Source organism: Kribbella sp. CA-293567, assembly GCF_027627575.1.
Taxonomy (GTDB): domain Bacteria; phylum Actinomycetota; class Actinomycetes; order Propionibacteriales; family Kribbellaceae; genus Kribbella.
Map to the genome: position 1 here is coordinate 5,981,718 of NZ_CP114065.1, position 22,223 is coordinate 6,003,940.

21 protein-coding genes and 1 other RNA gene are annotated in these 22,223 nt (G+C 67.8%); 10 read left to right on the forward strand and 12 right to left on the reverse strand.

From position 1 onward, the window contains the following. Nucleotides 1-65 precede the first annotated feature (65 nt). From OX958_RS27580 to OX958_RS27590, 3 genes are all read left to right on the forward strand, one after another. Nucleotides 66-653, forward strand: a complete 588-nt coding sequence (locus OX958_RS27580) for a winged helix-turn-helix domain-containing protein (RefSeq protein ID WP_270132654.1) — start codon at nt 66-68, stop codon at nt 651-653. Continuing rightward, nucleotides 650-1,366 carry an SRPBCC family protein gene (locus OX958_RS27585; protein WP_270132656.1) on the forward strand — a complete coding sequence of 239 codons (717 nt, stop codon included), beginning with the start codon at nt 650-652 and terminating at the stop codon, nt 1,364-1,366. Before OX958_RS27580 ends, OX958_RS27585 begins: the two co-directional genes overlap by 4 nt. Before the next feature lie 172 nt (nt 1,367-1,538). Continuing rightward, nucleotides 1,539-2,723 carry a hypothetical protein gene (locus OX958_RS27590; RefSeq protein WP_270132658.1) on the forward strand — a complete coding sequence of 395 codons (1,185 nt, stop codon included), beginning with the start codon at nt 1,539-1,541 and terminating at the stop codon, nt 2,721-2,723. 10 nt (nt 2,724-2,733) lie between these two features. Here OX958_RS27590 and OX958_RS27595 read toward each other — a convergent pair whose 3' ends face one another. Next, nucleotides 2,734-3,351, reverse strand: a complete 618-nt coding sequence (locus OX958_RS27595) for a TetR/AcrR family transcriptional regulator (protein ID WP_270132660.1) — start codon at nt 3,349-3,351, stop codon at nt 2,734-2,736. Nucleotides 3,352-3,443: 92 nt separating this feature from the next. Here OX958_RS27595 and OX958_RS27600 point away from each other — a divergent pair, with 92 nt between their 5' ends. Beyond that, nucleotides 3,444-4,349: an SDR family oxidoreductase gene (locus tag OX958_RS27600; protein ID WP_270132661.1), complete on the forward strand. Its 906-nt coding sequence runs from the start codon at nt 3,444-3,446 to the stop codon at nt 4,347-4,349. Between the two features lie 83 nt (nt 4,350-4,432). Here OX958_RS27600 and OX958_RS27605 read toward each other — a convergent pair whose 3' ends face one another. Next, nucleotides 4,433-6,685: an ABC transporter permease gene (locus tag OX958_RS27605; RefSeq protein WP_270132662.1), complete on the reverse strand. Its 2,253-nt coding sequence runs from the start codon at nt 6,683-6,685 to the stop codon at nt 4,433-4,435. Next, nucleotides 6,682-7,485, reverse strand: coding sequence for an ABC transporter ATP-binding protein (locus OX958_RS27610; RefSeq protein ID WP_270132663.1), 804 nt, complete (start codon nt 7,483-7,485; stop codon nt 6,682-6,684). The genes OX958_RS27605 and OX958_RS27610 overlap by 4 nt, the downstream gene beginning before the upstream one ends. 196 nt (nt 7,486-7,681) lie before the next feature. Between OX958_RS27610 and OX958_RS27615 the strand changes: the two genes are divergently transcribed. Next, nucleotides 7,682-8,884 carry a sensor histidine kinase gene (locus OX958_RS27615; protein WP_270132666.1) on the forward strand — a complete coding sequence of 401 codons (1,203 nt, stop codon included), beginning with the start codon at nt 7,682-7,684 and terminating at the stop codon, nt 8,882-8,884. Further along, nucleotides 8,881-9,618 (forward strand): response regulator transcription factor, encoded by a 738-nt coding sequence (locus OX958_RS27620; protein ID WP_270132669.1) that lies wholly within the window; start codon nt 8,881-8,883, stop codon nt 9,616-9,618. Before OX958_RS27615 ends, OX958_RS27620 begins: the two co-directional genes overlap by 4 nt. A gap of 68 nt (nt 9,619-9,686) precedes the next feature. Here the strand turns inward: OX958_RS27620 and OX958_RS27625 are convergent, their stop codons facing one another. The 9 genes from OX958_RS27625 to OX958_RS27665 all read right to left on the reverse strand — a co-directional run bounded on the left by OX958_RS27625 (nt 9,687) and on the right by OX958_RS27665 (nt 17,864). After that, nucleotides 9,687-11,993, reverse strand: coding sequence for a M4 family metallopeptidase (locus tag OX958_RS27625; RefSeq protein WP_270132670.1), 2,307 nt, complete (start codon nt 11,991-11,993; stop codon nt 9,687-9,689). 315 nt (nt 11,994-12,308) lie between these two features. Then, nucleotides 12,309-12,685: a transfer-messenger RNA gene (gene ssrA / locus OX958_RS27630) on the reverse strand. A 99-nt stretch (nt 12,686-12,784) separates the two neighbouring features. Continuing rightward, nucleotides 12,785-13,339, reverse strand: coding sequence for a DUF1707 and DUF4870 domain-containing protein (locus OX958_RS27635; RefSeq protein WP_270132672.1), 555 nt, complete (start codon nt 13,337-13,339; stop codon nt 12,785-12,787). Between the two features lie 129 nt (nt 13,340-13,468). Beyond that, nucleotides 13,469-13,936: an SsrA-binding protein SmpB gene (gene smpB / locus OX958_RS27640; protein WP_270132674.1), complete on the reverse strand. Its 468-nt coding sequence runs from the start codon at nt 13,934-13,936 to the stop codon at nt 13,469-13,471. A gap of 21 nt (nt 13,937-13,957) precedes the next feature. Beyond that, a complete protein-coding gene (locus OX958_RS27645; RefSeq protein WP_270132675.1) occupies nt 13,958-15,418 on the reverse strand; it encodes a M23 family metallopeptidase in 1,461 nt (486 codons plus the stop codon). Nucleotides 15,419-15,475: 57 nt separating this feature from the next. After that, nucleotides 15,476-16,387 (reverse strand): permease-like cell division protein FtsX, encoded by a 912-nt coding sequence (gene ftsX / locus OX958_RS27650; protein ID WP_270132677.1) that lies wholly within the window; start codon nt 16,385-16,387, stop codon nt 15,476-15,478. Nucleotides 16,388-16,440: 53 nt separating this feature from the next. Continuing rightward, a complete protein-coding gene (ftsE, locus tag OX958_RS27655) occupies nt 16,441-17,130 on the reverse strand; it encodes a cell division ATP-binding protein FtsE (RefSeq protein WP_270132678.1) in 690 nt (229 codons plus the stop codon). A gap of 199 nt (nt 17,131-17,329) precedes the next feature. Then, nucleotides 17,330-17,491 carry a hypothetical protein gene (locus OX958_RS27660; RefSeq protein WP_270132679.1) on the reverse strand — a complete coding sequence of 54 codons (162 nt, stop codon included), beginning with the start codon at nt 17,489-17,491 and terminating at the stop codon, nt 17,330-17,332. Further along, nucleotides 17,484-17,864 carry a hypothetical protein gene (locus tag OX958_RS27665; RefSeq protein ID WP_270132681.1) on the reverse strand — a complete coding sequence of 127 codons (381 nt, stop codon included), beginning with the start codon at nt 17,862-17,864 and terminating at the stop codon, nt 17,484-17,486. Before OX958_RS27665 ends, OX958_RS27660 begins: the two co-directional genes overlap by 8 nt. Nucleotides 17,865-18,005: 141 nt before the next feature. On the opposite strand from OX958_RS27665, the gene OX958_RS27670 reads away from it, so the two are divergent. The 4 genes from OX958_RS27670 (at nt 18,006) to OX958_RS27685 (ending at nt 22,208) form a co-directional block, all read left to right on the forward strand. After that, nucleotides 18,006-19,052, forward strand: a complete 1,047-nt coding sequence (locus tag OX958_RS27670; protein ID WP_270132683.1) for a carbohydrate kinase family protein — start codon at nt 18,006-18,008, stop codon at nt 19,050-19,052. Nucleotides 19,053-19,148: 96 nt separating this feature from the next. After that, nucleotides 19,149-20,438, forward strand: a complete 1,290-nt coding sequence (locus OX958_RS27675) for an ABC transporter substrate-binding protein (RefSeq protein ID WP_270132685.1) — start codon at nt 19,149-19,151, stop codon at nt 20,436-20,438. Then, nucleotides 20,438-21,358: a carbohydrate ABC transporter permease gene (locus OX958_RS27680; RefSeq protein ID WP_270132686.1), complete on the forward strand. Its 921-nt coding sequence runs from the start codon at nt 20,438-20,440 to the stop codon at nt 21,356-21,358. Before OX958_RS27675 ends, OX958_RS27680 begins: the two co-directional genes overlap by 1 nt. Before the next feature lies 1 nt (nt 21,359). Continuing rightward, nucleotides 21,360-22,208, forward strand: a complete 849-nt coding sequence (locus OX958_RS27685) for a carbohydrate ABC transporter permease (protein ID WP_270132688.1) — start codon at nt 21,360-21,362, stop codon at nt 22,206-22,208. Nucleotides 22,209-22,223 lie beyond the last annotated feature (15 nt).

Sequence of the window (22,223 nt, forward strand, 5' to 3'; positions counted from 1 at the left end):
CCAGCAGAAGTGGGTCCGTGCTAGGCGTATTGACAAATGAAACTGTCAATACGACAGTGGACGTCATGAAGCTGCTGGAAGAGCCCGAGAAGGTGCGTGCGGCGCTGTCTCCGTTGCGGCGGCAGTTGCTCGATCTGCTGCAGGAGCCTGCCTCCGGGACTCAGCTGGCAGCCGCGCTGGAGCTGCCGCGGCAGCGGGTCAACTACCACCTGCGCGAGCTCGAGAAGGCCGGCCTGGTCGAGTTGGTCGAGGAGCGTCAGCGACGTGGCTGCGTCGAGCGGATCCTGCGGGCGACCTCCGGCTCCTTCGTCGTCGACCCGTCCGTGATGGGGCGGGCCTTCAGCGCGCTCGGTGACCAGTACGCGGCCGAGCATCTGGTGGAAGTTGCCGCCGGCACCGTTCGCGACGTGGCCCGGATGCAGAACAAGGCCGATGCCGATGGCAAGCGCCTGCTGACCTTCACGCTCGAGACCGAGGTGCGGTTCGATCAGCCGGGCGACGTGCATCGCTTCACCGACGCGCTCACCGAGGCCGTTCGCCAGGTGGTCGAGGCGTTCGACAGCTCCGGTGGCCGGCCCTATCGCGTGATCGCCGGCGGGCACCCCGCGCCGCGTCGTACGGAATCCACTGACACAGAAGGAGAGAAGTCATGAGCGAGGAGACGCCGCGGATCGTGGTGACCGTGGCCGCGCCGGTCGAGGCGGTCTGGGACGCCCTGCGGAACAAGGAGAAGATCCAGCACTGGCACGGCTGGGAGTACGAGGGGCTGGACGCCGAGATCGACCTGATCTTCTTCACCGCGTTCACCGAGGACAGCGAGACGCACACGCTGGTGATCCAGGGTCACGACCAGTTCACGGTCGAGCCGCACGAAGGCGGGTCGAAGGTCACCCTGACTCGCGCGCCACACGGTGACGATCCCGAGTGGGACGCGTACTACGACGACATCACCGAGGGCTGGATCACGTTCGTTCAGCAACTGCGCTTCGCGTTGGAGCGGCACCCGGATGATGCGCGCCGGACACTGTTCTACGCAGGCGCGGGCGATCGCAGTACGGGGCCGGCTGTGCAGTTGGGGCTCGACGCGGCGGTCGGTACGGCGTACGAGGCCGAAGTGGTCGGTGAGGTGCTGACCGGGCAGGTGTGGTTCCGGTCCGAGCACCAGGTCGGGCTGACCGTCGACCAGTGGGGCGACGGGCTGCTGGTGCTCAGCTACGTCGGACCGTCGGACCAGAAACCGACTGGCGCCGCGATGGCCGTGCTGACCCTCTACGGCGTCAGCGACGCCGATCGGGAGGCGATCGACAAGCGCTGGCAGGACTGGTGGGCACCTCGCTATCCCGAGCAGAAGTCACCTGAAGCCTGACCGGATGGTGACAGGGCGCAAACGTGCCAGCACTCTCGGTCTATCAATGGCTGTTACCCGGGAGTACATTCTCGCTGCACGGTGACCACCACGGGGTCCTACGGTCACCGCCCTTCGGCGAGGAGGCCCTCGGTTGCCCGGTCCGCGCTCGGCAAAAGTCAACTGGCGTCGTTTGTCCCTGACCATCACCGCTCTCACCCTGACGGCCGGCAGTCTCGTCGTCACCACCTCGGCCGCCCAGGCGGACGGCCCCGGCTCCGGTACGCCGTACGTGGTGACCGTCGGCGACTCCTACATCTCCGGTGAGGCGGGTCGCTGGGCCGGCAGCTCCAACAACTCGGAGGTGCCGGCCGACGCGCTCGGCGCCCACGCCTACCACGACAACGCGGCCGGGACCGCGGAGACGATCCCGAAGTGCCACCGCAGCAAGTCGGCAGAGGCCTACATCGGTGGCGGTGTCGGCGGCCTCAATCTGGCCTGTTCCGGCGCCCGCACCGCCACCTCCGCCGGTGACGACTTCAAGCCCGGCCTGGACTTCTACGACAACGGCGCCGGCAAGCTCGGCCAGGCCAAGCTCCTGCAGCAGTTCGCGACCACCCACAACGTCAAGCAGGTGGTCGTCTCGATCGGCGGCAACGACTTCAACTTCGCCTCGGTGGTGCAGTCCTGCGTCACCAACTTCCTGCTGTCACCGTCGTGGAACCCGGACTACTGCCGCGACGACTCGTCCGTGGTCGCCAACTTCACCGCTGCCAACGTCACCGCCGTTCGCGGACGAGTCTCCACCGCCTTCCAGAACGTCCGGACGGCAATGCGCAACGCTGGGTACGGCGACAACGCGTGGACGCTGCTCGTACAGACCTACCCCTCCCCCATCCCGGCTGCCAGCGGCTTCCGCTACGGCCAAAGCGGCTTCACCCGCCAGAGCGTAGGCGGCTGCGGCTTCTGGAACGGCGACGCAGACTGGGCCAACGCGACCGCACTGCCGACCATCAACAGCACGGTTCGCGCCGCCATCGGCCAGTCCGGTCTCACCAACACCCGCCTGCTCGAACTCCAGTCCACCTTCAACGGCCGCCGCCTCTGCGAGAAGACCGTCGGCCTGTACGAAGAAGTCGGCCTCTCCTCCTGGACCCAGCCCACCGCCGTCGACAAGACCGAGTGGATCAACCAGATCCGCACCGTCACCACCGTCGGCTCGAACTACTTCCTCCAGGAATCCATCCACCCCAACTACTGGGGCCAACTCGCCGTCCGCTCCTGCGTCCGCCAGAGCTACACCCAGAACCGAGGCGGTACCTGCGCGATCGCCGGAACCGGCCTGCTCAACGGCGAACCCCGCATGACCCTCAACTAGTCCCCCGCGCTCACTCCGCCGACTGCTCCTCCGTCGCACCCGCGAGGCTGGAGTGGTCGGCGCAGGCTGCTGGCCCGATGCCGGTGATGGTCAGGCCGAGTAGGCGCTCGGCGTCCAGGTCGACGGGCCCAGGTTGCTCGGCCAGGAGGGCGATCGCGTTGACGAGGGAGAGTACGTCGGACGTGGTGATGTCGGCACGGATGTCGCCGGTTTCGCGGGCCGACTCGAGCAGGCGGTCGGCGGCTTCGGTCAGCCTGGCGTGGCAGCTGGAATCGGTGGCGGCGCCGTCGGGAACCGGCAGCAGCGCCACCGCCAGACCGCGGTTGTCGACGATGACGCGGAGCACCGATCGCAGCCAGTAGAAGAGAGCCGGTCCTGGCGGGTTGGTGGTGGCGAGTTCGGTCGCTTCGGCGATGACTGCTTCGGTGCGCTCGGCGAAGACCGCTTCGACCAGTTGGCGCCGGGAGCGGAAGTGCCGGTGCAGCGTCGCGGAGCCGACGCCGGCGTCCTTGGCGATCGCTTCGAGGGACGCCTCGATCCCGTCCCGCGCGAACGCGACCTCGGCGGCCACCAGGATCTGCTCGCGGCTGCGCCGGGCGTCCGCGCGCAGTGGTCTGGCCGGCGCCATCACGTCTCCCGATTGCTATCTGGGGTGGTCCCCCATATCGTAGCAACAGATAACTGGGGGCATCCCCCGTTTAATCGGGTACAGGAGAGCTGATGAGTGACGTAGTGGTGGTGACCGGCGCGACCGGGCAGCAGGGCGGAGCGGTGGCACGACGGTTGCTGGCGGCCGGCGTACCGGTGCGGGCGTTGGTACGCCGCCCGGAAAGCGAAGCAGCAAAGGCGATCGCGGCCGCGGGGGCCGAGCTGGTCACGGCGGATCTGACGGACCCCGCCTCATTGGGACCAGCATTGCGCGGCGCCCGAGCCGTCTTCTCGGTGCAGACGCCGGACCTCGCCGACCTCAGCTCGGACACGGAGTGGATCCAGGGCGAGAACCTGGTCGCGGCCGCGCGAGAGGCGGGCGTCGCGCAGTACGTGCACTCCTCGGTGGCGGGTGTCGGCGACTACGTCCGGCAGGCGGCCATGGGTCGCGCGGCAGAGTGGAGCACGCACTACTGGGGCAGCAAGTCGCGGGTCGGGCAGCTTCTCCCGGAGAGTGGCTTCGAGTCCTGGACCGAACTGCGTCCGGCGTTCTTCATGGAGAACCTGGTCCGGCCGTCGATCTGGTTCGAAGGGATGACGGGCGAGTCGATCGTGACGGTCGTCAGCGCACAGAGCCGATTGCCTCTGATCGCTGTCCAGGACGTCGGTACGGCGGCGGCCGCGGCGTTCGCCGACCCGGTTCGCTTCAACGGGATCGCGCTCGACCTGGCCGGCGACATCCGTACCCTGCCGGAACTGGCGGCGATACTGACTGCGGCCGGAGCACCCGCGCGAGTGGAGGTCGTCGCGGCGGACGAGGCGAAGACGCGCGGCATGATGCCGGAACTGATCGACAACCAGGAGCGGTTGAACACCTATCAGAATCCCGCGCATCCGGCGCTAGCCGCGGCGTTGGGCATCCCGACCACGACGTTCGAGACCTGGGCATCCAAGAGATTCGCCGCGCGGAGTAGGTAAGACGCGGCTGCGCGGACTGCTTTCCACCCCGCTGAGCCCGGGCGGCCCGTCCCACCGACAGGCCGCCCGAAGCGTGGTACCGGCTACTCGACGGCGAGCGCGGCTTCCGCCGGCCGGCCCCGCGTCGCACGCCATGCAGGCAAGAGCATCGCCAGCAAAGTCAGCAACATGGTCAGGCCGACCGTCGTCACGTAGATCCACGGCGATCCGACAGGGAGAAGAGTGTCGAGCCGCTTGAGACTGACGGGCACCAAGATCGCTACAGCCGCAGCAGTGCCCAGGACCACGCCGCTGAGAGCCACGATCACGCCCTCCAGCCCCACCATCTGCATCACCTGGCGACGGGTGGAGCCCGCGAGCCGCTGCAGGCCGAACTCCCGCCGTCGGGCTGTCATGCTCGACGCCAGGGTGTTGATCACCGTGATGGCCGAGTACCCGGCGATCATCACCACCATGATGTAGATCGCGAAGTTCGCGGTCCTCTTCTGCTCGTCGAACTCGCCGAGCAGAACGTCGCGGTCGCTGACAGCAAAGCCGTCCCGGGCAGAAGCCCAGTCGGTCAGCTCGGTCTTCACCCGCGCCGGGTCGGTGTCCTCGTCGAACGAGACGAGCATTCGGGTCGCGGCGCCCGCAGTGGTGTGGGCAGCGAGGGTGTCCGCGGGCAGCAACAGCGTGTCGTAGCCGTCGGGAGCGGAGAACAACGCCGCCACCTGGACGTCGAGAGCCGTGTTGTCTCCCATCCTGAGGGTGATCGCGTCGCCGAGGCCGACGCCCAGCTTCCGGGCATGCTGTTCGTCGATCGCGATGGTGTCGTCCCGCAGGTCCGCGAACGAGCCCGCCGTGATCTTCACGGGTGTGGTGGCCTCAGCGCCTACGGGCGACACGCCCTGCAGGTTCCACCCTTCGTTCAACGGCGAGCTGTCTTTCGGATTCTCGATGAACCCCAAGCTGTCGAGGTACTCCGAGGCGCCGGCGACACCGGGCAGGTTGTTGACCTGTTCGACCACGCCTGGGTCGAATCCCGCCTCGGTGGTCAGCACGGCGTCCGCCACCAGGTTCTCCGCGAAAGTCCGTCGGTCCGCCTCGTCACTGGTCGTCTGCAAGTACAGCAACCCGGTCGACACCGCGGTCAGCAGGATGACCGGGCCCATCACGGCTGCCAGGCGGCCGCTTCGGCCCCTGGCGTTGAGGACGGCGAGCTGGCCGGTCACCCCGCCGATCGCACGGACAGGCCACTGCCAGACGAAGGTGGTGATCTTGGTCAGGACCGGAGCCAGCAGGGCTGCTCCGATGGCGAGCAGAATCACGGCCGGCGCGCCAGTCGCGGGAGTGAGCGGCCCGCTCATCACGGCGATGGTGACGATGGTCAGTGCGAGGCCGCCGCCGAGCACGACGAGCGCGAGCAGTAGGCGTCCGCCACCGATCAGTCTGCCGTCAACGGAGACCTCCGCCAGCGCTTGCGTCGGCTTGATGCGAGATACCCGCCGCCCCGCGGCCAACGCTCCGGCCAGAGCGGCGACGACCGCTACCGCTATGGCGGCCGCTGTGGGAACCCACCCCTGGTGGAAGACGACACCCTCAGCGGCGATACCGCGATCGACCAGCAGATCGAACATGAACCGGCCGAGGAGCTGACCGGGCAGGACTGCCAGTGCGGTGGCGATCAGCGAGAGCATCAGTGTTTCGCGGAAGATGAGCCGGCGCAGCTGGCGAGACGTCGCGCCGATAGCCCGTAGCAGGGCCAGGTCCCGGTGCCGTTGGGTGATCGACAGGGCCAGCATGGACGACACCCCGAAGATCGAGACCAGGAGCGCGAAGGCGGTGAAGAGCCCGGCAAGGGCCATCACGGTGACCGCGCTCGACTTGGCCTCGCGCAGCTCCGCCTGCCCCCGTTGATCTCCGACGAGGGTCACCGTCCGGTCGTCCAGTGCAGCGGCGATCCGCTTCCGCAGCTCGTCCACGTCTGTTCCCGGCGCGGCCACTACCCCGATCGCATCGACCGTCCCGGTCGGCGCCTCGCCCTCGAAGACGTAGCTCGTGGTGTCTCGCACTCCCGCCAGCGCCGAGAGCCTGGCTTCCAGGCCGGCGTCGACGCGGACGCGCTCGGGGAGGATGGGTGGTTCGTCCGGATCGCCACCGGAGTCGTGGTACTCCTGGTCACCGGCGACGACGACGTCTGCTGACGCCAGCTCCCGCGGGGCCACCGCCGAGCGGGTCCCGGTCTCGACGAGGCCACCAGTGGCCATCATCATGGCCGCCGCGAAGAACATGGCCAGGAAGGCGGCAGCGAACATCCCCGCCCGGAAGCGCAGGGTGCGGAGCGCGAGCTGCATCATCGACGCTCCCCTCCCCGGGTCTTTTCCAGGCGCGGCAGCGGCAGCGGCCGCTCGTCGGCGAAGGCGCCCAGGTGGGTCATGCGCTCGGCGACGGACTCGGCGGTCGGCGAGTCGAGTGCCCCCGCCAGCCGGCCATCGGCGAGGAACAGGACGCGATCGGCGTACGACGCCGCGACCGGGTCGTGAGTCACCATCACGATCGTCTGGTGGGCCGTCTGCGCCGAGTGCCGCAGCAGAGAAAGGATGTCCTGCGCCGTTCTGGTGTCCAGCGCCCCGGTCGGTTCGTCGGCGAAGAGGACGGCGGGTTCGCTGATCAGCGCTCGAGCGATCGCGACCCGCTGCTGCTGACCGCCGGACAGTTCCGACGGACGGTGGTGGCTGCGCTGAGCCAGACCGACCTGATCCAGCACGGCCGACACCCTGCTCCGGGACGGCGGTCGCCCGGCGAGCCGGAGCGGCAGGGTGACGTTCTGACGGACCGTCAGCACCGGCAGCAGGTTGAACGACTGGAAGACGAACCCGATCCGGTCGCGCCGCAGCTTCGTCAGCTCGGTCTCGTCCAGCTCGCTGATCTCCTGCCCCTCCAGCAGGACCGACCCTGACGTCGGCTGATCGAGTCCTGCCGCGCACTGCATCAAAGTGCTCTTGCCGGACCCCGACGGGCCCATGATCGCGGTGAAGGTGCCCCGCCGGAACTGCGTCGTCACACCATCGAGGGCGACCACCTCGTTGTCCCGTTTGCCGTAGACCTTGCGCACGTTCGTCAGCCCGACCGCATCCATGGCGTCGCCTGTGTTCATCAGAGATGTCCTTGCGATTGCTGTCCGGCCCGTGCCGGACGGTTCTCACCAACCCTGTCGCCGAAACGCTTCGTACACATCGTTCGTCGACACCAACCTCGTGCTGGTGCCATCGGACCAGCGCCGGCCGCAGCTGGTGCAGATGCACTACGCACTACGCCCTCGGCCGAGGGCTGCTATGCCCTACCCTGAAGAGATGCTGCCGTGGCTGAACATCAAGGGCGGCGCCATCGTCACCGCGGCATTTGTGCTGTGCCTGCTGGGCAGCGTGCTGCAGGTCGACGACACGTTGGCACCGCCGTCCGCAGCGGCTTACTTGCTGGCGGCAACGTCGTCGGCGGTGACGCTCGCGCGCAACCGGGCGCCGGTCGCCACCCTGGCGGCCACGACCGCGTTCGGCATGCTCGTCGCGCCGCTCGGACTGCTGCCGACTCCACTCACCATGGCCCCCGCGGTCATCAGCGCCTACACGCTGGCGATGCGCACCGAGCGGCGTACCGCCGTCGTGGCCCTCTTCACGTCGTCGGCGCTGCTCGTCGTCTCGACACTGTTCTTCGAGGACGACCTCTCCTTGAAGGACACGAGCAGGTTGGTGACCGTGGCTGCCGCGCCACTCGTGGCGGCCATGCTCGGGCGTTTGGCGAAGCACCGGCAGGCCCATCTGGCGTACGTCGAGGAGCGGGCACTGCGAGCCGAGATCAGCCGGGACAGCGAAGCACGCCGCAAGGTCGCCGAGGAACGAATTCGCATCGCGCGCGAACTGCACGATCTGGTCGCCCACCAGATCACACTGGCGAACGCCCAGGCGAACGTGGCAGCGCGCCTCTTCACCACGAAGCCGGACAAGGCCCGTACCAGCCTGGACGAAGTAGTCGAGACCACGCGCCACGCCCTCGGCGAACTGCGAGCCACCGTCGGGCTCCTGCGTCAGCACGACGACTCGTCTGCGCCACGTGAGCCGGCGCCCGGGCTCGCATTCGTACCGACGCTCCTGGAGTCCTTCCGCCTGGCGGGGCTGGAAGTGTCGGTGCACCACGACGGCACTGCCACACCGCTGCCGCCGGCAGTGGATCTCACCGCCTACCGCGTCATCCAAGAGGCTCTCACCAACGTGACGAAGCACGCGAAAGCTCGTAGCGCCGACGTCCGCCTCACTTGGGACAATGAGTGGGTCGGCATCGACATCATCGACGACGGCGCCAGTTCTCACCCGCCGCTGGAGCACTCGCCCGGCTACGGTCTGATCGGGTTGCGCGAACGCACCACCGCCGTCGGCGGCACCCTCACAGCGGGCCCTCGACCCGAAGGGGGCTTCATCGTCACCGCCCAACTACCTCTGCCCGTCACCGAGTCCACAGCACGAACGACCGGCGGCGCACCTGACCGGGAGGACCGATGACCCGAGACGTGGCCGACCACGGACAGCACGACGACCGAGAGGCCGAACGCCCGCTGCGAGTGGTCCTCGCCGACGACCAGGCCTTGCTGCGGGATGCCTTCCGTACTCTGCTGGACAGCACCGACGACATCACCGTCGTCGGTGAGGCAGGCGATGGCGAAGAGGCCGTGGAGCTGACCCGCCGCACGCACCCGGACGTGGTTGTCATGGACATCCAGATGCCCGGCATGGACGGACTCACCGCCACCTCGCAGATCTGCGCCGACCCGGACCTGCGCGCCAGCCGCGTGCTGATCCTCACCACCTACGAGACCGACGAGTACGTCGCACAAGCTCTGCGGGCGGGGGCGAGCGGATTCATCGGCAAGGGAATCGACGCTGACGGACTGATCGACGCGGTCCGCACGATCGCCGACGGCGACGCCCTCCTGTCCCCGGCCGCCACCCGATCGCTGGTCACCCGTTTCCTCGCCACCCCCGTCGACACCGCGCCGCGCGACGTCGAGCGGCTAGTCGCGCTCACCCCCCGCGAACGCGAGATGGTCGCTCTCGTAGCGACGGGACTGTCGAACCTCGAGATCGCCGACCGGATGTACGTCAGCCCTTTCACCGTCCGCGCCCACGTGCAGCGTGCCATGACGAAACTGGAGGCACGGGACCGCGCGCAACTCGTCGCCATCGCCTACCAAACCGGCCTGGCGCGCGGCCTCGCCGGAGACCCGGACCCCGGATAGGTCTTCGATCCAACGTGACAAGGCCTCCTGGCCACCGAACTGGTGGCCAGGAGGCCCTGGTCAGAGACTCAGCTCAGGTTCAGCCCTGTGTCGTCGATGACGAACGAGGTCTGCAGCGAGCTGTCCTCAGTGCCGGTGAAGGTGATGGTGGACGTCGTGCCCGCGAGGGACGAGACGTTGAGGGACCGCAGCTGGTAGCCGGCGGCCTTGTTCAGGTTCGAGTACGTCGCCAGCGTGGTCGCGCCTGCCTTGACCGTCAGCTTGTCGTACTGGACCGTGGCGGTGGTTTCGGCCGAGTCGATGTGCAGCCAGAACGACAGGGTCGCGGTGCACCCGGCCGGGATGGTGATGGTCTGGCTCAGGTTGTCGGTGTGGGTCGAGCCGTAGCCGGCCAGCCAGGCCTTCCAGGTGCCGGTGCGGGGTACCTGGCCGGACTGGTTGGTGACGACTCCGGAGCTGGCCGTCCAGGGAGTCGCCGTACCGGACTCGAAGCCCGGGTTGCCGAACAGTTGCCCCGAGCAACCTCCGCCACCACCGGTCACGGTGATGGTGAAGGACGTGCTGCCCGAGCCGCCGGCGGTCGCAGTGGCCGTAGCGGTGACGTTGAAGGTGCCCGCGGCGGTCGGCGTACCGGAGACGGTGCCGGTGGAGGCGCCGATCGTGACGCCGCCCGGCAGGCCCGAGGCCGACCAGGTGTACGGCGCGGTGCCGCCCGAGGCGCTCAGCGTGAACGAGGCAATCGCCGTACCGACGACGCCGGTCTTGTTGCCCGGGTTGCCGACGGTGACGCTGCCGCCCGCCGTACAGGTCGGGTCAGCTGCTTGGGCCGGAACGCTGACCGCGTCCCACGCGGCCTTGACGGTGTTGAACTCGGCGCAGCTACCCGGGTAGAGGTTCTTGGCCGCGGTCAGGGTCCAGGTGCGGTACTTCAGGTACGAGCTGGTGCTCGTCTTCATCAGCATCGCGTTGTACATGATCTTCATGGCCTTCTGGATGCCGATACCGGTCACCGTCGAACTGTTGCAGGTCGGGCTCGCCGGCGAACCGTTGCTGCCCTGGGACAGCAGGTAGAACCAGTGGTTACCGGGTCCGGCCGCCGCGTGCACACCCATGCCGGGGATCGCGCTCGAGTAGCAGTTCGGGTGGCCGACCGCCGACGGGTTGTACATGTTCCGGATCGGGCCGCTACCGACCAGGTTCACCTCTTCACCGATCAGGAAGTCCGGCGGGTCGTACGCCGACGCCTGGTTGCTGTAGTACTCCGTGGCCGTGCCGAGCGTGTCCGCGACGAACTCCTGCGTGCCGGCCTTGGAGATGCCACCCGGCGTACGGTCGTCGATGCCGTGACCCATCTCGTGGCCCACCACATCGAGCGAGCTGATCCAGGCACCGGCCGTGTTCTTGCCGATCTGCACCTGGGTGCCGTCGTAGTACGCGTTCTGGTCGTTCAGGCCGACCCGGATCGGCCAGGCGCCGCCGTTGCCGTCCATACCGTTGCGGCCGAGCCACTCGGCCAGCATCTTCTTCTGGGTCTGCGCCGCGAAGAGCGCGTCGACGCAGCCGGTCTCCCGGCTGGTCCCGTTGCCGTTGCCCCAGTTGTCGTCCGGCCCGGTGAACGTCTGGTTGTTCGCCGAGTCCTGGCAGGACAGGTTGGTGGTGACCGGGTCTTTCATCGAGAAGGTGCTACCTGACTGAGTGGTGGCCAGGGTGAGAGGGCTGGGACCGCTGAAGTACGCCGTACCGCTGCCGGCCAGCACGTGCTCCTGGGTACCGAGCACCTTGCCGGTGGACGCATCGACGTACACGGACAGGCTCGACGGCTTCTTGCCGTCCGTGCCGCTGACACGGGACTGCCACGCCAGCCGTGGGATGCTGCCGAGCGCGTACACGGCGAGCGTCGGCTGGGTGCTGGAGGTGACGTTCTTGACCTGTTTGGTGGCGACTGCCTTGGCGGCCGCGGCAGTGACGCCGGCCTTCATGGCCAGCTCGGGGATCGCCGCGGTCTGCGCGACCGAGGTGGCCTTCACTGCGCCGGTCGCATCGGTGACGACGACGAAGTCGCCGCCGATGACCGGCAGGCCCTTGAAGGTCCGCTCGTACGGCACGTACTGCAAGCCGGACGGTTCGGAGATGACGGGCTTGGCGACGAAGCTGTCGCCCTTGCCTGCATGGAGGGCAGCCGGACGGGCGTCGACCAGCGACGACGCCGACCGGGCCGCGAACGTCTTGGCCTCAGCCGGCGTGGGCCGCGGCGGTGGTGCCGCACTCGGTCCGGCGCTGGAGGCCGTGGTTCCCAGCCCGGCAGCGGCGGCTACCGTGAGGCTGGCGATCGCGAGAACGGTGACGGACTTACGGGGACGCTGAAACAAGACCATCGGTATGGTCCCTTCGCGAAGTGGTGCTGGGCGGGTCGCGCAAACGCCAGGCCTGCAGACGGCAGCACCAACTCCGCCTGGAACGCTCCGGCTCCCCACCTGACGCCCTGCGATCCTCCCCTCGTCCACCCGCCGGGTGGAGCGCGCGGACGGACACTATGCCCACCGAATTTCCCCGGCAAGACGCGGAAATGCCGCTGGCACCAACACGCCAAGTGACTGCGTTGTCACCCTCCGGACACCGCTTTCCCCGAGGGTTGCTCCGGACATGACGAAGCCCCGGCCAGCAGGCCGGGGCTTCGTCCAACTTTTCAGGGGTGGAGGTGGCGGGAATCGAACCCGCGTCCTTCAGTGCCGACTCGAGACTTCTCCGGGCGCAGTCTGTTAGTCGCTTTTCTCAGCTCCAGCACTCCCACAGACAAGGTTGCTGACGAGCTCAGTCACTGTGAATGTCCCGCGTCAACCCCGTGACCGAGTTGACGAAGCAAGCTTCCTAGCTGAGGCCAGGAACCGGGTCGGAAGCAACCCCGGGCTGACCGCTTCTTTTAGCTCAGGCCGTCAGGCGGCGAGAGCGAAGCTACTGCGCGGTGAATTGGCAGTTATTGTTTTCCAGAGATCGTTTACGAGATAACCCTGGATCCTCGGCCCGCTTCCCTCGAAACGTACAGCCAAAGTCGAAACCGTTCACCCCCTGTTGAGTTGTCAAACACCCGCGGCCCGGTAGCACTCTGACTGACCGCAGGTCTCTCACACTACCAAGTACAACCAGCCACCCGCACCTCTGATTCCCGCTACTTGATCAGCCGCAGCGTGAACGGGTACCTGAACTCCGAGCCGACCAGCGCCGCCAGGCCGCCGATGCCGGTCAGGACGAACCAGACCAGGCCGACCAGCGGGAACAGGAAGCCGGTGAAGCCGTCGGTCACGGCGGCCATCACTCCCAGCAGCCCGAAGAGGCCGAAGGCGCTCAGCTGGAAGTTCAGCGCCTCGATCGCGTGCTTGCGGACGACCGGGTTCTGCTTGCCCGCGCCCGCCGCGACCAGCGCCGGGCCGACGAAGAACGTCGGGACGCCGAGCCAGTGCGTGACCAGGCCCATCCCGCGTCCCTGGGACTGCCGGGCCGGCAGTGGCCGGGTGAAGGCGGCCGGGGCGAAGGTCGGGACCGGGCGCGCGACCAGGCCGTCGAAGGTGCCGTTGAGCTCGGCGCGGGTCCGGGCCTTCAGCGCCAGTTCCAGCCTGGTGTCGAACTCCAGGCGGTCCAGGCGGCCGTCGGCGTACATTTCTTGGATGATCTCGACGGCACGGTCCCGTTGGGCCGGCGTCACCAGCAGGTCTGAAGTGGACATGCACCCAGCGTGCCCGCCGAAACCCGCTCGCCCCATGGGGTGAGCCCCGGACCGTCCCCTGACCCGACCCCCGCCGCGACCTCAGCCCCTGCTCGTCCGACCCCAGCCAGGCAGCACCCAGTACGCCGCCTACCGCCGCCGGTCGCTCAGCGCCCGCTGCGCCTCGCGGTCAGCCTGGCGCTCAGCCAGCGCGTGCCGCTTGTCGTAGTCCTTCTTACCGCGTCCGGTGGCCAGCTCGACCTTGGCGTAGCCGTCCTTGAAGTACAGCGACAGCGGGATCAGCGACACCCCCTGCTGCTCCACGGCCTTGATCAGCTTCTGCATCTCGTCCTTGTGCAGCAGCAGCTTGCGGGTCCGCCGGGGCTCGTGATTGGTCCACGTGCCGTGCGTGTACTCCGGGATGTGCATGTTCTGCAGCCAGAGCTCGTTGCCCCGCACGGACGCGAAGGCGTCGACGAGCGAGGCCCGACCCAGCCGCAGGGACTTCACCTCGGTCCCGGTCAGCACGAGTCCGGCCTCCACCACGTCGTCGATGTGGTAGTCGTGTCGCGCCTTGCGATTCTGCGCGATCGGTTTGTGACCGGTCTGTTTCACCATCCGACCAGTATCCCAGACAGGTCAGAGCCACTTCATCGGATTAACCACCCGGCCGTCCTGGTACACCATGAAGTGCAGGTGGCAGCCGGTCGAGTAGCCCGTCGTTCCGACGTACCCGATCACCTGGCCCTTGCGGACCCGCTGACCGCTGCTCACGTTGTACTTCGACAGGTGGTTGTAGACCGTCGTGACCGACGACCCGTCGATCACGCCGTGTGACACGAACAGGCGGTTGCCGTAGCCACCGTTGTAGTACTTGTCGGTCACCCGCCCGCCGGCCGCCGCGCGGATCGGCGTACCGCAGCCGGCGCCGAAGTCGGTGCCGTCGTGCAGCTTCCAGTAGTGCAGGACCGGGTGGAACCGCATCCCGAACGGTGAGGTGATGTAGGTCTTGATCGGGTAGCTCAGCCCGGACGAGTTGCTCGGCGGCGGGTCGTCCGGGACGTCCCGCGGTGGCCGGTTCTCCTTCTTGGCGCGCTCCCGCTCAGCCTTCTCCCGCGCGGCCTTGCGCTTGGCGGCCGCCGCTGCTGCCGCGGCCTTCTCGGCCTTGGCCCGGGCGATCAGGATCTGCTCGACCCTGCCTCGCTCTGCCAGCAGCGCGTTGTACTGCGCCTGCTCGGAGTTCCTGTCCCGCTCAGCGGCCTTCAGCGTCGTCTGCTTGGCCGCGGCCAACGTGGCCGCCTCAGCCTTGTCGGCGGCGACCTGCCGGGTCAGCGCGGCGACCTCCTTGACCGTGCGAGCAGCCTCGGCGCGCTGGGCCGAGACGATCTTCTCCGCGGCGGCGACCTTGACCCGCTTGTTCGCGAGCTGCGCCTGGGAGTTGTTCAGCCGGGTGATCGTGTTGCTCTGGATCCCGAACACGTTCCGCTGCACCTGGATGCCGTTGGCGACATCGGCCGGGGAGGCGCCGTTGAGCACGATCGAGAGCCCGACCAGACTGTTCTGCTGCTGGTACGCCGACTGCGCGGCGCGGCCGGCCAGCTGCTTCTGCTTCAGGATCACCCGCTCGCCCTCGGCGACGTCCGAGACCGCCTCCCGCAGCGCCTTCTCGGCCCGCCTGAGCTTGCCGGCGGCAACGGCATCGGCCGCCTTCGCGGCAGCGAGCTTGCCCTGCGCAACGGCGTACCGGACCGAGACGGCCTTGTACCGCGTCTCCGCCTGGGTGTAGGCGGCGACGGACTTGGCGACCTGGTCGTAGGACTGCTGCAGCTCGGTCTTCTGCTCGGTGATCTGCGAGTCGAGCTGCTTCTTCTTCGCGGCCGGATCCGGTGGGTCCGCCTGGGCAGGCGCAACCACCGCCAGTGCTCCGGCGGCCATGGACAGGACAACGCAGCAAGCGGCGATGACCGTCTGCCGATGCGGCGAACCGCGCAGGCGTTGCCTGGCGGAGCGTGCACTCGGTCCGGCGGCGGCGCCGATGCTGTCGTCTCGCTTGATGCTCCCCCGCTTGCGCGGGTTCGCACCGGGGAAGTGCGGGACCACAGTCGACCCCTTGCTATGGGTGAAAGTGACGTGCTACTGCACGATAGGTCACCCAGGTCAGACTTTGAGGTATTTCCGGGTTGTCAGGAATGTCGGGACGACCGCCAGCACCAGTCCGACCACCACCATGATCAGGGTGGCCCGGAAGGTTTCGGTGGCGCCGACCCACTGCCAGACCCGGAACGTCTCCTCGGCCTGCTTCTTGACCAGGAAGTAGACCCCCAGCCACAAGGTGCCGCAGGCAAGGACCGCCCCGATCAGGGCCGCCAGGATCGCCTCCAGCAGGAACGGCAGCTGGATGTAGAAGTTCGAGGCGCCCACCAGACGCATGATCCCGATCTCCCTTCTCCGGGCGTACGCCGCCAGCCGGATCGTGTTGGAGATCTGCATCAGCGCCGCCACCAGCAGCAGACCGGCCGCCAGTAGCGCACCCCATCTCAGCTTGTTCAGCGCGTTGAAGAGTGGATCCAGATACTGTCTGAGGTCCTGCACGGTGTCGACGCCGGGCAGACCCGACACGGCACTGATCAGGTTCTGGTAGCGCTGTGGATCCTTCAGCTTGACCCGGAAGGACTCCTGCATCTGGTCCTCGGTCACCGTGCTGACGATCGGCGAGTCCTTGTAGAGCTTCTTGAACTGCTCGAACGCTTCCTTCTTGGACTCCCCGTAAACACCCTCGGGCGCGGTGTCGGGGTTGGTCTCGATCGCCTGCTTGATCCGGTTCTTCTGCTCGGTGGTCACCTCGGTGCCCGCGCAGCCGCGGCCGCCGGAGTCCTTGGTGCAGAGGAAGATCGAGATCTGGATCTTGTCGTACCAGTTCCCCTTCATCAGGTCGACCTGCTCGCGGGCGAGCAGCGCGCTGCCGAACAGCGACAGCGAGACCCAGATGGTGACGACGACGGCGATCGTCATCGAGAGGTTCCGGCGCAGGCCGATGCCCAGGTCGGAGAGGATGTAGTTCAAGCGCATCAGTCAGTCAGTCCCTGTATCAGCCCGGATGAAAGGCAGCGGTCAGGCGGCGGTCAGTGCTGGTAGCCGTAGACGCCCCGCGACTCGTCGCGGACGACATGGCCGTTCTCCAGCTCGATCACGCGCTTGCGCATCTGGTCGACGATCGAGACGTCGTGGGTGGCCATCACCACGGTCGTCCCGGTCCGGTTGATCCGGTCCAGCAGCTTCATGATGCCGACCGAGGTACCGGGGTCCAGGTTTCCGGTCGGCTCGTCGGCGATCAGGATCATCGGCCGGTTGACGAACGCGCGGGCGATCGCGACCCGCTGCTGCTCACCACCGGACAGCTCGTCCGGCAGCCGGTCCTCCTTGCCGTCCAGACCGACCAGCTCGAGCACCTCGGGCACCGTCTTGCGGATGTGCGAGCGCGGCTTGCCGATCACCTGCAGGGCGAACGCGACGTTCTCGGAGACCGTCTTGTTCGGCAGCAGCCGGAAGTCCTGGAAGACGGTGCCGATCTGCCGGCGCATCTGCGGGATCCGCCAGCTGGCCAGCCGGTTCAGGTCCTTGCCGGCCACCATGATGTGTCCCTTGGTGGTCCGGTGCTCGCGCAGGACGAGGCGCAGGAACGTCGACTTGCCGGAACCGGAGGTGCCGACCAGGAAGACGAACTCGCCTTTTTCGATCTCGACGTCGACGTTGAGGAGGGCAGCCTTGGACTGACCCTCGTACGTCTTGGAAACATTCTCGAAGCGGATCACGTGAGATTCCGGCCGTGGTCGGGAACAGGGAGCAGCGCACAGGTCACCACAAGGGCACCGTACGCCACCGGTTGCGGCCGTCGATCAGTGTAGGTGCTGCGGCAGGCTGCTCCGACTAGGCGTGCCGCCTCGTCCGATACCCGGCGTACGCGGTACGGGCAGGGCGCGGTACGGCCGGCACAGTGCCGCGCAGTACGGGTCAGGCCGGTGCCGGCGCTCCGGGACCGTGCTCGGGCCGGGCGGTCGCGATGCGGGCCAGTCCGGGCTCGGGTTTACGCCCGGCCTTGCGCGCGGCCTCCACGTGCAGGCGGGCCAGCTCCACTGCCTGGCGGGAGACCCTGACGGTCTTCTTCTCACCCATCGGCACTGTCTCCCTCGACCACGTCGGCGCCCTGTTCGGCAATATCAGCGTACGCGGCGGAGCCGACCCGGTCGATGGCTACGGCGGCCGTCAGCGCGGCGACCAGGTCGTAGTCCTCGGCCTGTAACAGCTCCGAGCGCATCAGTGAGCGCAGCGTCACCACCCCGGCGTCCGTGCCGGCCTCGTCGCCGTCCAGGATCTGCTCGACCGCCCAGCGGACCATCCGCATGGTCTCCTCGCGATGCCGCCAGACGTCCAGCTCGCGATCGGACTTGCGGGTCAGGTAGGCCCCGAGCGCGACACCGCCGAGCGCGATGAACGGGCTCAGCACGGTGGCGATCACGCCGATCACCCCGATCCAGGTCGGGATCACGAAGACACCGCGGAACTCATCGTGTTCCTCCCAAATCCATGGTGATGGCCGGTCGATGATGCTACGAAGGACAGCACACCAGCTGCCACCGACAATCTGGTACGACGCAGTGTCACCGACCGAAGGAGCAGTGTCACCTTGATGGACGAGCCGGACTGCTACGACGTGTTCGTGCAGGGGACCGTGTTCCTCGACATCGTGCTGACCGGTCTCGAGACCGCCCCCACCACCGGGACCGAGATCTTCGCCGAGGGGATGGGCTCCTGCCCAGGCGGCGTCGCCAACTTCGCCATCGCCGCCAGCCGGCTCGGGCTGAACAGCGGCCTGGCCGCCGTCTTCGGCGACGACGTGTACGCCGACTTCTGCTGGCGCACGCTCGCCGACCAGGAGGGCGTCGACCTGTCCCACTCGCGCCGGATCGGCCACTGGCACTCCCCCGTGACGGTCTCGATGTCGATCGACCGGGACCGGGCGATGGTCACCCATGCGCACGAGGCGCCCGGCGACCCGAGCAAACTGGTCGGCCCGGGTCTGCGGACCCGTTCCGCGATCGTGCCGGTCGCCGAGGAACTCCCCAGCTGGACGGCCGAGGCGCGCGAGTCCGGCGCACTGCTGTTCGGTGACGTGGGCTGGGATCCGACCGACGTCTGGTCCCCCGCGGTCCTCGACGTACTGGACGGCTTCCACGCCTTCACCCCCAACGCGGGTGAGGCAATGGCCTACACACGGACCGACAGCCCCAAGGCCGCGCTGCACAAACTGGCCGACCGGGTCCCGCTCGCCGTGGTGACGAACGGCTCGGGCGGCGTACTCGCGATCGACTCACTGACCGGCGAAGAGGAACACATTCCCGCCCTGCCGGTCCGCTCCTACGACCCCACCGGCGCCGGCGACGTCTTCCTCGCCTCCCTGGTCCTGGGCACGCTCCGCGGCTGGCCCCTCGCCCACCGCCTCGCCTTCGGCAACCTCTGCGCCGGCCTCTCCGTCCAGCACTTCGGCGGCTCCCTCGCCGCCCCCGGCTGGGGCGACATCATCGACTGGGTCCGCGACCACAGCCGCAGCCACCCCGGCGACGTCGACCCCGCCATCCTGCGCCACTACACCTTCGTCGGCGACGTCCTCCCAGCCGGCCCGGTCCCGATCGTCCGCCGGGCCGGCGCCACCATCGCCCGACTCTCCGACGCCTGACGAGAAAAGGCGCGACGGCGGGGCTTGGCGGTCGTAGGGTCGGGGGATCGGTGCGCGGTGTGTGGGACCGCGCCGGGACTGCGGAGGTACGTCGAGATGTCGGGTGCTGGCAACGGATTCAACCGGCGGAGGTTTCTGGCCGTGGGCGGCGGGCTGGCGGCGCTGGCGGTCACGGGCTGTGGGTCCAACACCGGCCGGGCGCCCGAGGGCGGCTCGGGGTCTTCGGGTGGCAGACCGGCGTTGTCGCAGTGGTACCACCAGTACGGCGAGCCCGGCACGCAGCAGGCGGTCGAGAAGTACGCCAAGGAGTACGCCGACGCCACCGTGACCGTGCAGTGGTCGCCGGGTGACTACGACAAGAAGACCGCCTCGGCGCTGCTCACCGACGGCGGACCGGACGTCTTCGAGTACGGCAACGGCCCGAGCATCGACATGATCAAGGGCGGCCAGGTCGTCGATCTCACCGAGTTGCTCGGCGACACCAAGTCCGACTTCACCCCGTCGCTGATCGCCCGCAACACCTATCAGGGCAAGCTGTACGCGATTCCGCAGGTGACGGACATGCAACTGCTCGTCTACCGCAAGAGCCTGCTGTCGGCCGCGGGTGTGCAGCCGCCGACGACCGTGGACGAGTTGATCGCGGCGGCCAAGAAGCTGACCACCGACAAGGTGAAGGGTCTGTTCGTCGGCAACGACGGAGGCGTCGGCATCCTCGGCGGCCCGGCGCTCTGGTCGGCCGGCGTCGACTACCTCAAGGAGGACAACACCTTCGGCTTCGACGACCCGGCCGCGGTCGAGTCGCTGCGCAAGCTGCGCGAGTTGTTCACCTCGAAGGCTTTGTTGCTCGGAGCCCCGACCGACTGGTCCGACCCGTCCGCGTTCACCCAGGGGCTGACCGCGATGCAGTTCACCGGCCTGTGGACGTTCCCGCAGATCCAGAAGGCGTTCGGCGACGACTTCGGGGTCCTCCCCTGGCCCAAGCTGGACAGTTCGACCGGCGCGCCGAGCGTGACCGTCGGCGCCTACGGCTCGGCGGTCAGTGCCAAGTCGAAGAACGTCGACGCGGCCAAGAAGTTCGTCAAGTGGCTGTGGGTCGACCAGACCGACAAGCAGCTCGACTGGGCCCAGTCCTACGGCTTCCACATCCCGGCCCGCAAGAGCCTGGCCGAGAAGGCGGAGAAGCTGAAGTCGGGGCCGGCCGCCGACGCGGTACGGTTCGTGAACGAGAACGGGCACGCCCAGACGCCGTTGCTGTGGACGCCGAAGTCCGGTACGGCGTACTCGGACGCGCTCAACCGGATCATCAAGAGCGGCTCCGATCCGGCCACCGAGATCAAGGCGGTCAAGGCGGTCGTGGAGGCAGAGCTCAAGCGCGTCGCCGGCTGATGTCGACGATCTCCACCAGGCTTCGCGGCCGCCACGACCGCAACCTCTGGTTCCTGATCTTCGTCGGCCCGTTCGTGCTCGGGCTGGTGGTGTTCGTCTACGTCCCGATCCTGTGGTCGATCTGGCTGAGCTTCTTCGACGCGTACAACACGGTGACGCCGACGAACTTCGTTGGCCTGAGCAACTACCTGGACATGCTGAGGGACTCCTCGTTCCGCTCCAGCCTGCTCACCTTCGTCGTCTTCGCGCTGTTCATCGTGCCGACCACGTTCGTCGCGTCCCTCGGCCTGGCCCTGCTGGTCAACCGGGCCCGTTTCGCGAAGACCTTCTTCCGCTCGGTCTTCTTCCTGCCGACGGCCTGCTCGTACGTCGTGGCCTCGCTGATCTGGAAACTCTCGATCTTCTCCGGCGTGCGTTTCGGCCTGATGAACACGGTGCTCGGCTGGTTCGGGATCGAGCCGGTCGCCTGGCTCTCGGTGACGCAGCCACCGTGGTACTGGCTGGTGATCGTGACCGCGCGGATGTGGCTGCAGGCAGGCTTCTACATGATCCTGTTCCTGGCCGGGCTGCAGCGGATCGCGCCGTCGCTCTACGAGGCGGCCGCGATCGACGGCGCGACGGGGTGGAAGGTGCTGCGCTTCATCTCGCTGCCACAGCTGCGCGCGACCTCGACCGCCGTACTGCTGCTGCTTCTGATCAACGCGTTCCAGGCGTTCGACGAGTTCTACAACCTGCTGTCCAGCTCCGGGCAGTACCCGCCGTACGCGAGACCACCGCTGGTCTACCTGTACTACGCGGCGCTCGGCCAGGGCCAGGACTTCGGCCACGGCAGCGCGGGCGCCGTCATCCTCACGCTGCTGATCGCGCTGGTCGCCCTCGGCCAGGGACGATTCCTCGGCCTCGGCCGGAAGGAGGACTGAGATGGCAGTGGTCCAGCGATCCCGCGCCGACAAGACCGGCAGCGTGCTCCGGTACGTCGTACTGGGGATCGGCGCGCTCTTCTTCCTGCTGCCGTTCTACCTGCTGGTGCGCAACGGGTTGTCGACCGAACAGGACATCACCTCACCGACCTGGAAGCTGTTCCCCACGTCGCTGCAGTGGAGCAACATCACCGACCTGTTCAGCGACCCGGCGGTCCCGATGCTCCGCTCGCTGGTCAACTCACTGGTGATCGCCGTCGTGCAGACCATCGGCGTCCTGATCATCTCCGGGCTGGCCGGCTACGGCTTGGCCCGGATCCCGTTCCGCTACGCCGACGCGGTGTTCTACTTCATCGTCGCCACCCTGCTGATCCCGGCGGCGGTGACCTTCGTGCCCAGTTTCGTCCTGGTCTCGTCACTCGGCTGGGTCAGCACGTTGCGCGGCCTGATCATTCCAGGGCTCTTCCAGGCCTTCGCGACCTTCCTGTTCCGGCAGTACTTCCTCAACTTCCCCCGGGAACTGGAAGAGGCCGCGGCGCTCGACGGTACGGCGTACTGGGGGACCTTCTGGCGGATCGTCGTCCCGAACTCCAAGGGCTTCATCGCCGCCATCGCCACGATCACCTTCATCGGCTCCTGGAACGCGTTCCTGTGGCCGCTGGTGATCGCTCCCGACCAGTCCGCGTGGACGGTACAGATCGCGCTCTCCACCTTCCTCACCGCGCAGACCATCGATCTTCCGCAACTGTTCATCGCCGCCACCATCGCGATCCTGCCGCTGGTGGTGATGTTCGTCTTCCTGCAGCGCTGGATCGTCGAAGGTGTCGAGCGCTCCGGAATCAGCGAATGAAATCCCCTGCACAGA

Bases quoted from the DNA above. Each gene is read 5' to 3' on its own strand.
- OX958_RS27580 (WP_270132654.1), top strand. From the start codon at position 66: ATGAAGCTGCTGGAAGAGCCCGAGAAGGTGCGTGCGGCGCTGTCTCCG.
- OX958_RS27585 (WP_270132656.1), top strand. From the start codon at position 650: ATGAGCGAGGAGACGCCGCGGATCGTGGTGACCGTGGCCGCGCCGGTC.
- OX958_RS27595 (WP_270132660.1), bottom strand. From the start codon at position 3,351: ATGGCGCCGGCCAGACCACTGCGCGCGGACGCCCGGCGCAGCCGCGAG.
- OX958_RS27600 (WP_270132661.1), top strand. From the start codon at position 3,444: ATGAGTGACGTAGTGGTGGTGACCGGCGCGACCGGGCAGCAGGGCGGA.
- OX958_RS27605 (WP_270132662.1), bottom strand. From the start codon at position 6,685: ATGATGCAGCTCGCGCTCCGCACCCTGCGCTTCCGGGCGGGGATGTTC.
- OX958_RS27610 (WP_270132663.1), bottom strand. From the start codon at position 7,485: ATGAACACAGGCGACGCCATGGATGCGGTCGGGCTGACGAACGTGCGC.
- OX958_RS27615 (WP_270132666.1), top strand. From the start codon at position 7,682: ATGCTGCCGTGGCTGAACATCAAGGGCGGCGCCATCGTCACCGCGGCA.
- OX958_RS27620 (WP_270132669.1), top strand. From the start codon at position 8,881: ATGACCCGAGACGTGGCCGACCACGGACAGCACGACGACCGAGAGGCC.
- OX958_RS27625 (WP_270132670.1), bottom strand. From the start codon at position 11,993: ATGGTCTTGTTTCAGCGTCCCCGTAAGTCCGTCACCGTTCTCGCGATC.
- OX958_RS27635 (WP_270132672.1), bottom strand. From the start codon at position 13,339: ATGTCCACTTCAGACCTGCTGGTGACGCCGGCCCAACGGGACCGTGCC.
- smpB (WP_270132674.1), bottom strand. From the start codon at position 13,936: ATGGTGAAACAGACCGGTCACAAACCGATCGCGCAGAATCGCAAGGCG.
- ftsX (WP_270132677.1), bottom strand. From the start codon at position 16,387: ATGCGCTTGAACTACATCCTCTCCGACCTGGGCATCGGCCTGCGCCGG.
- OX958_RS27660 (WP_270132679.1), bottom strand. From the start codon at position 17,491: ATGGGTGAGAAGAAGACCGTCAGGGTCTCCCGCCAGGCAGTGGAGCTG.
- OX958_RS27670 (WP_270132683.1), top strand. From the start codon at position 18,006: ATGGACGAGCCGGACTGCTACGACGTGTTCGTGCAGGGGACCGTGTTC.
- OX958_RS27675 (WP_270132685.1), top strand. From the start codon at position 19,149: ATGTCGGGTGCTGGCAACGGATTCAACCGGCGGAGGTTTCTGGCCGTG.
- OX958_RS27680 (WP_270132686.1), top strand. From the start codon at position 20,438: ATGTCGACGATCTCCACCAGGCTTCGCGGCCGCCACGACCGCAACCTC.
- OX958_RS27685 (WP_270132688.1), top strand. From the start codon at position 21,360: ATGGCAGTGGTCCAGCGATCCCGCGCCGACAAGACCGGCAGCGTGCTC.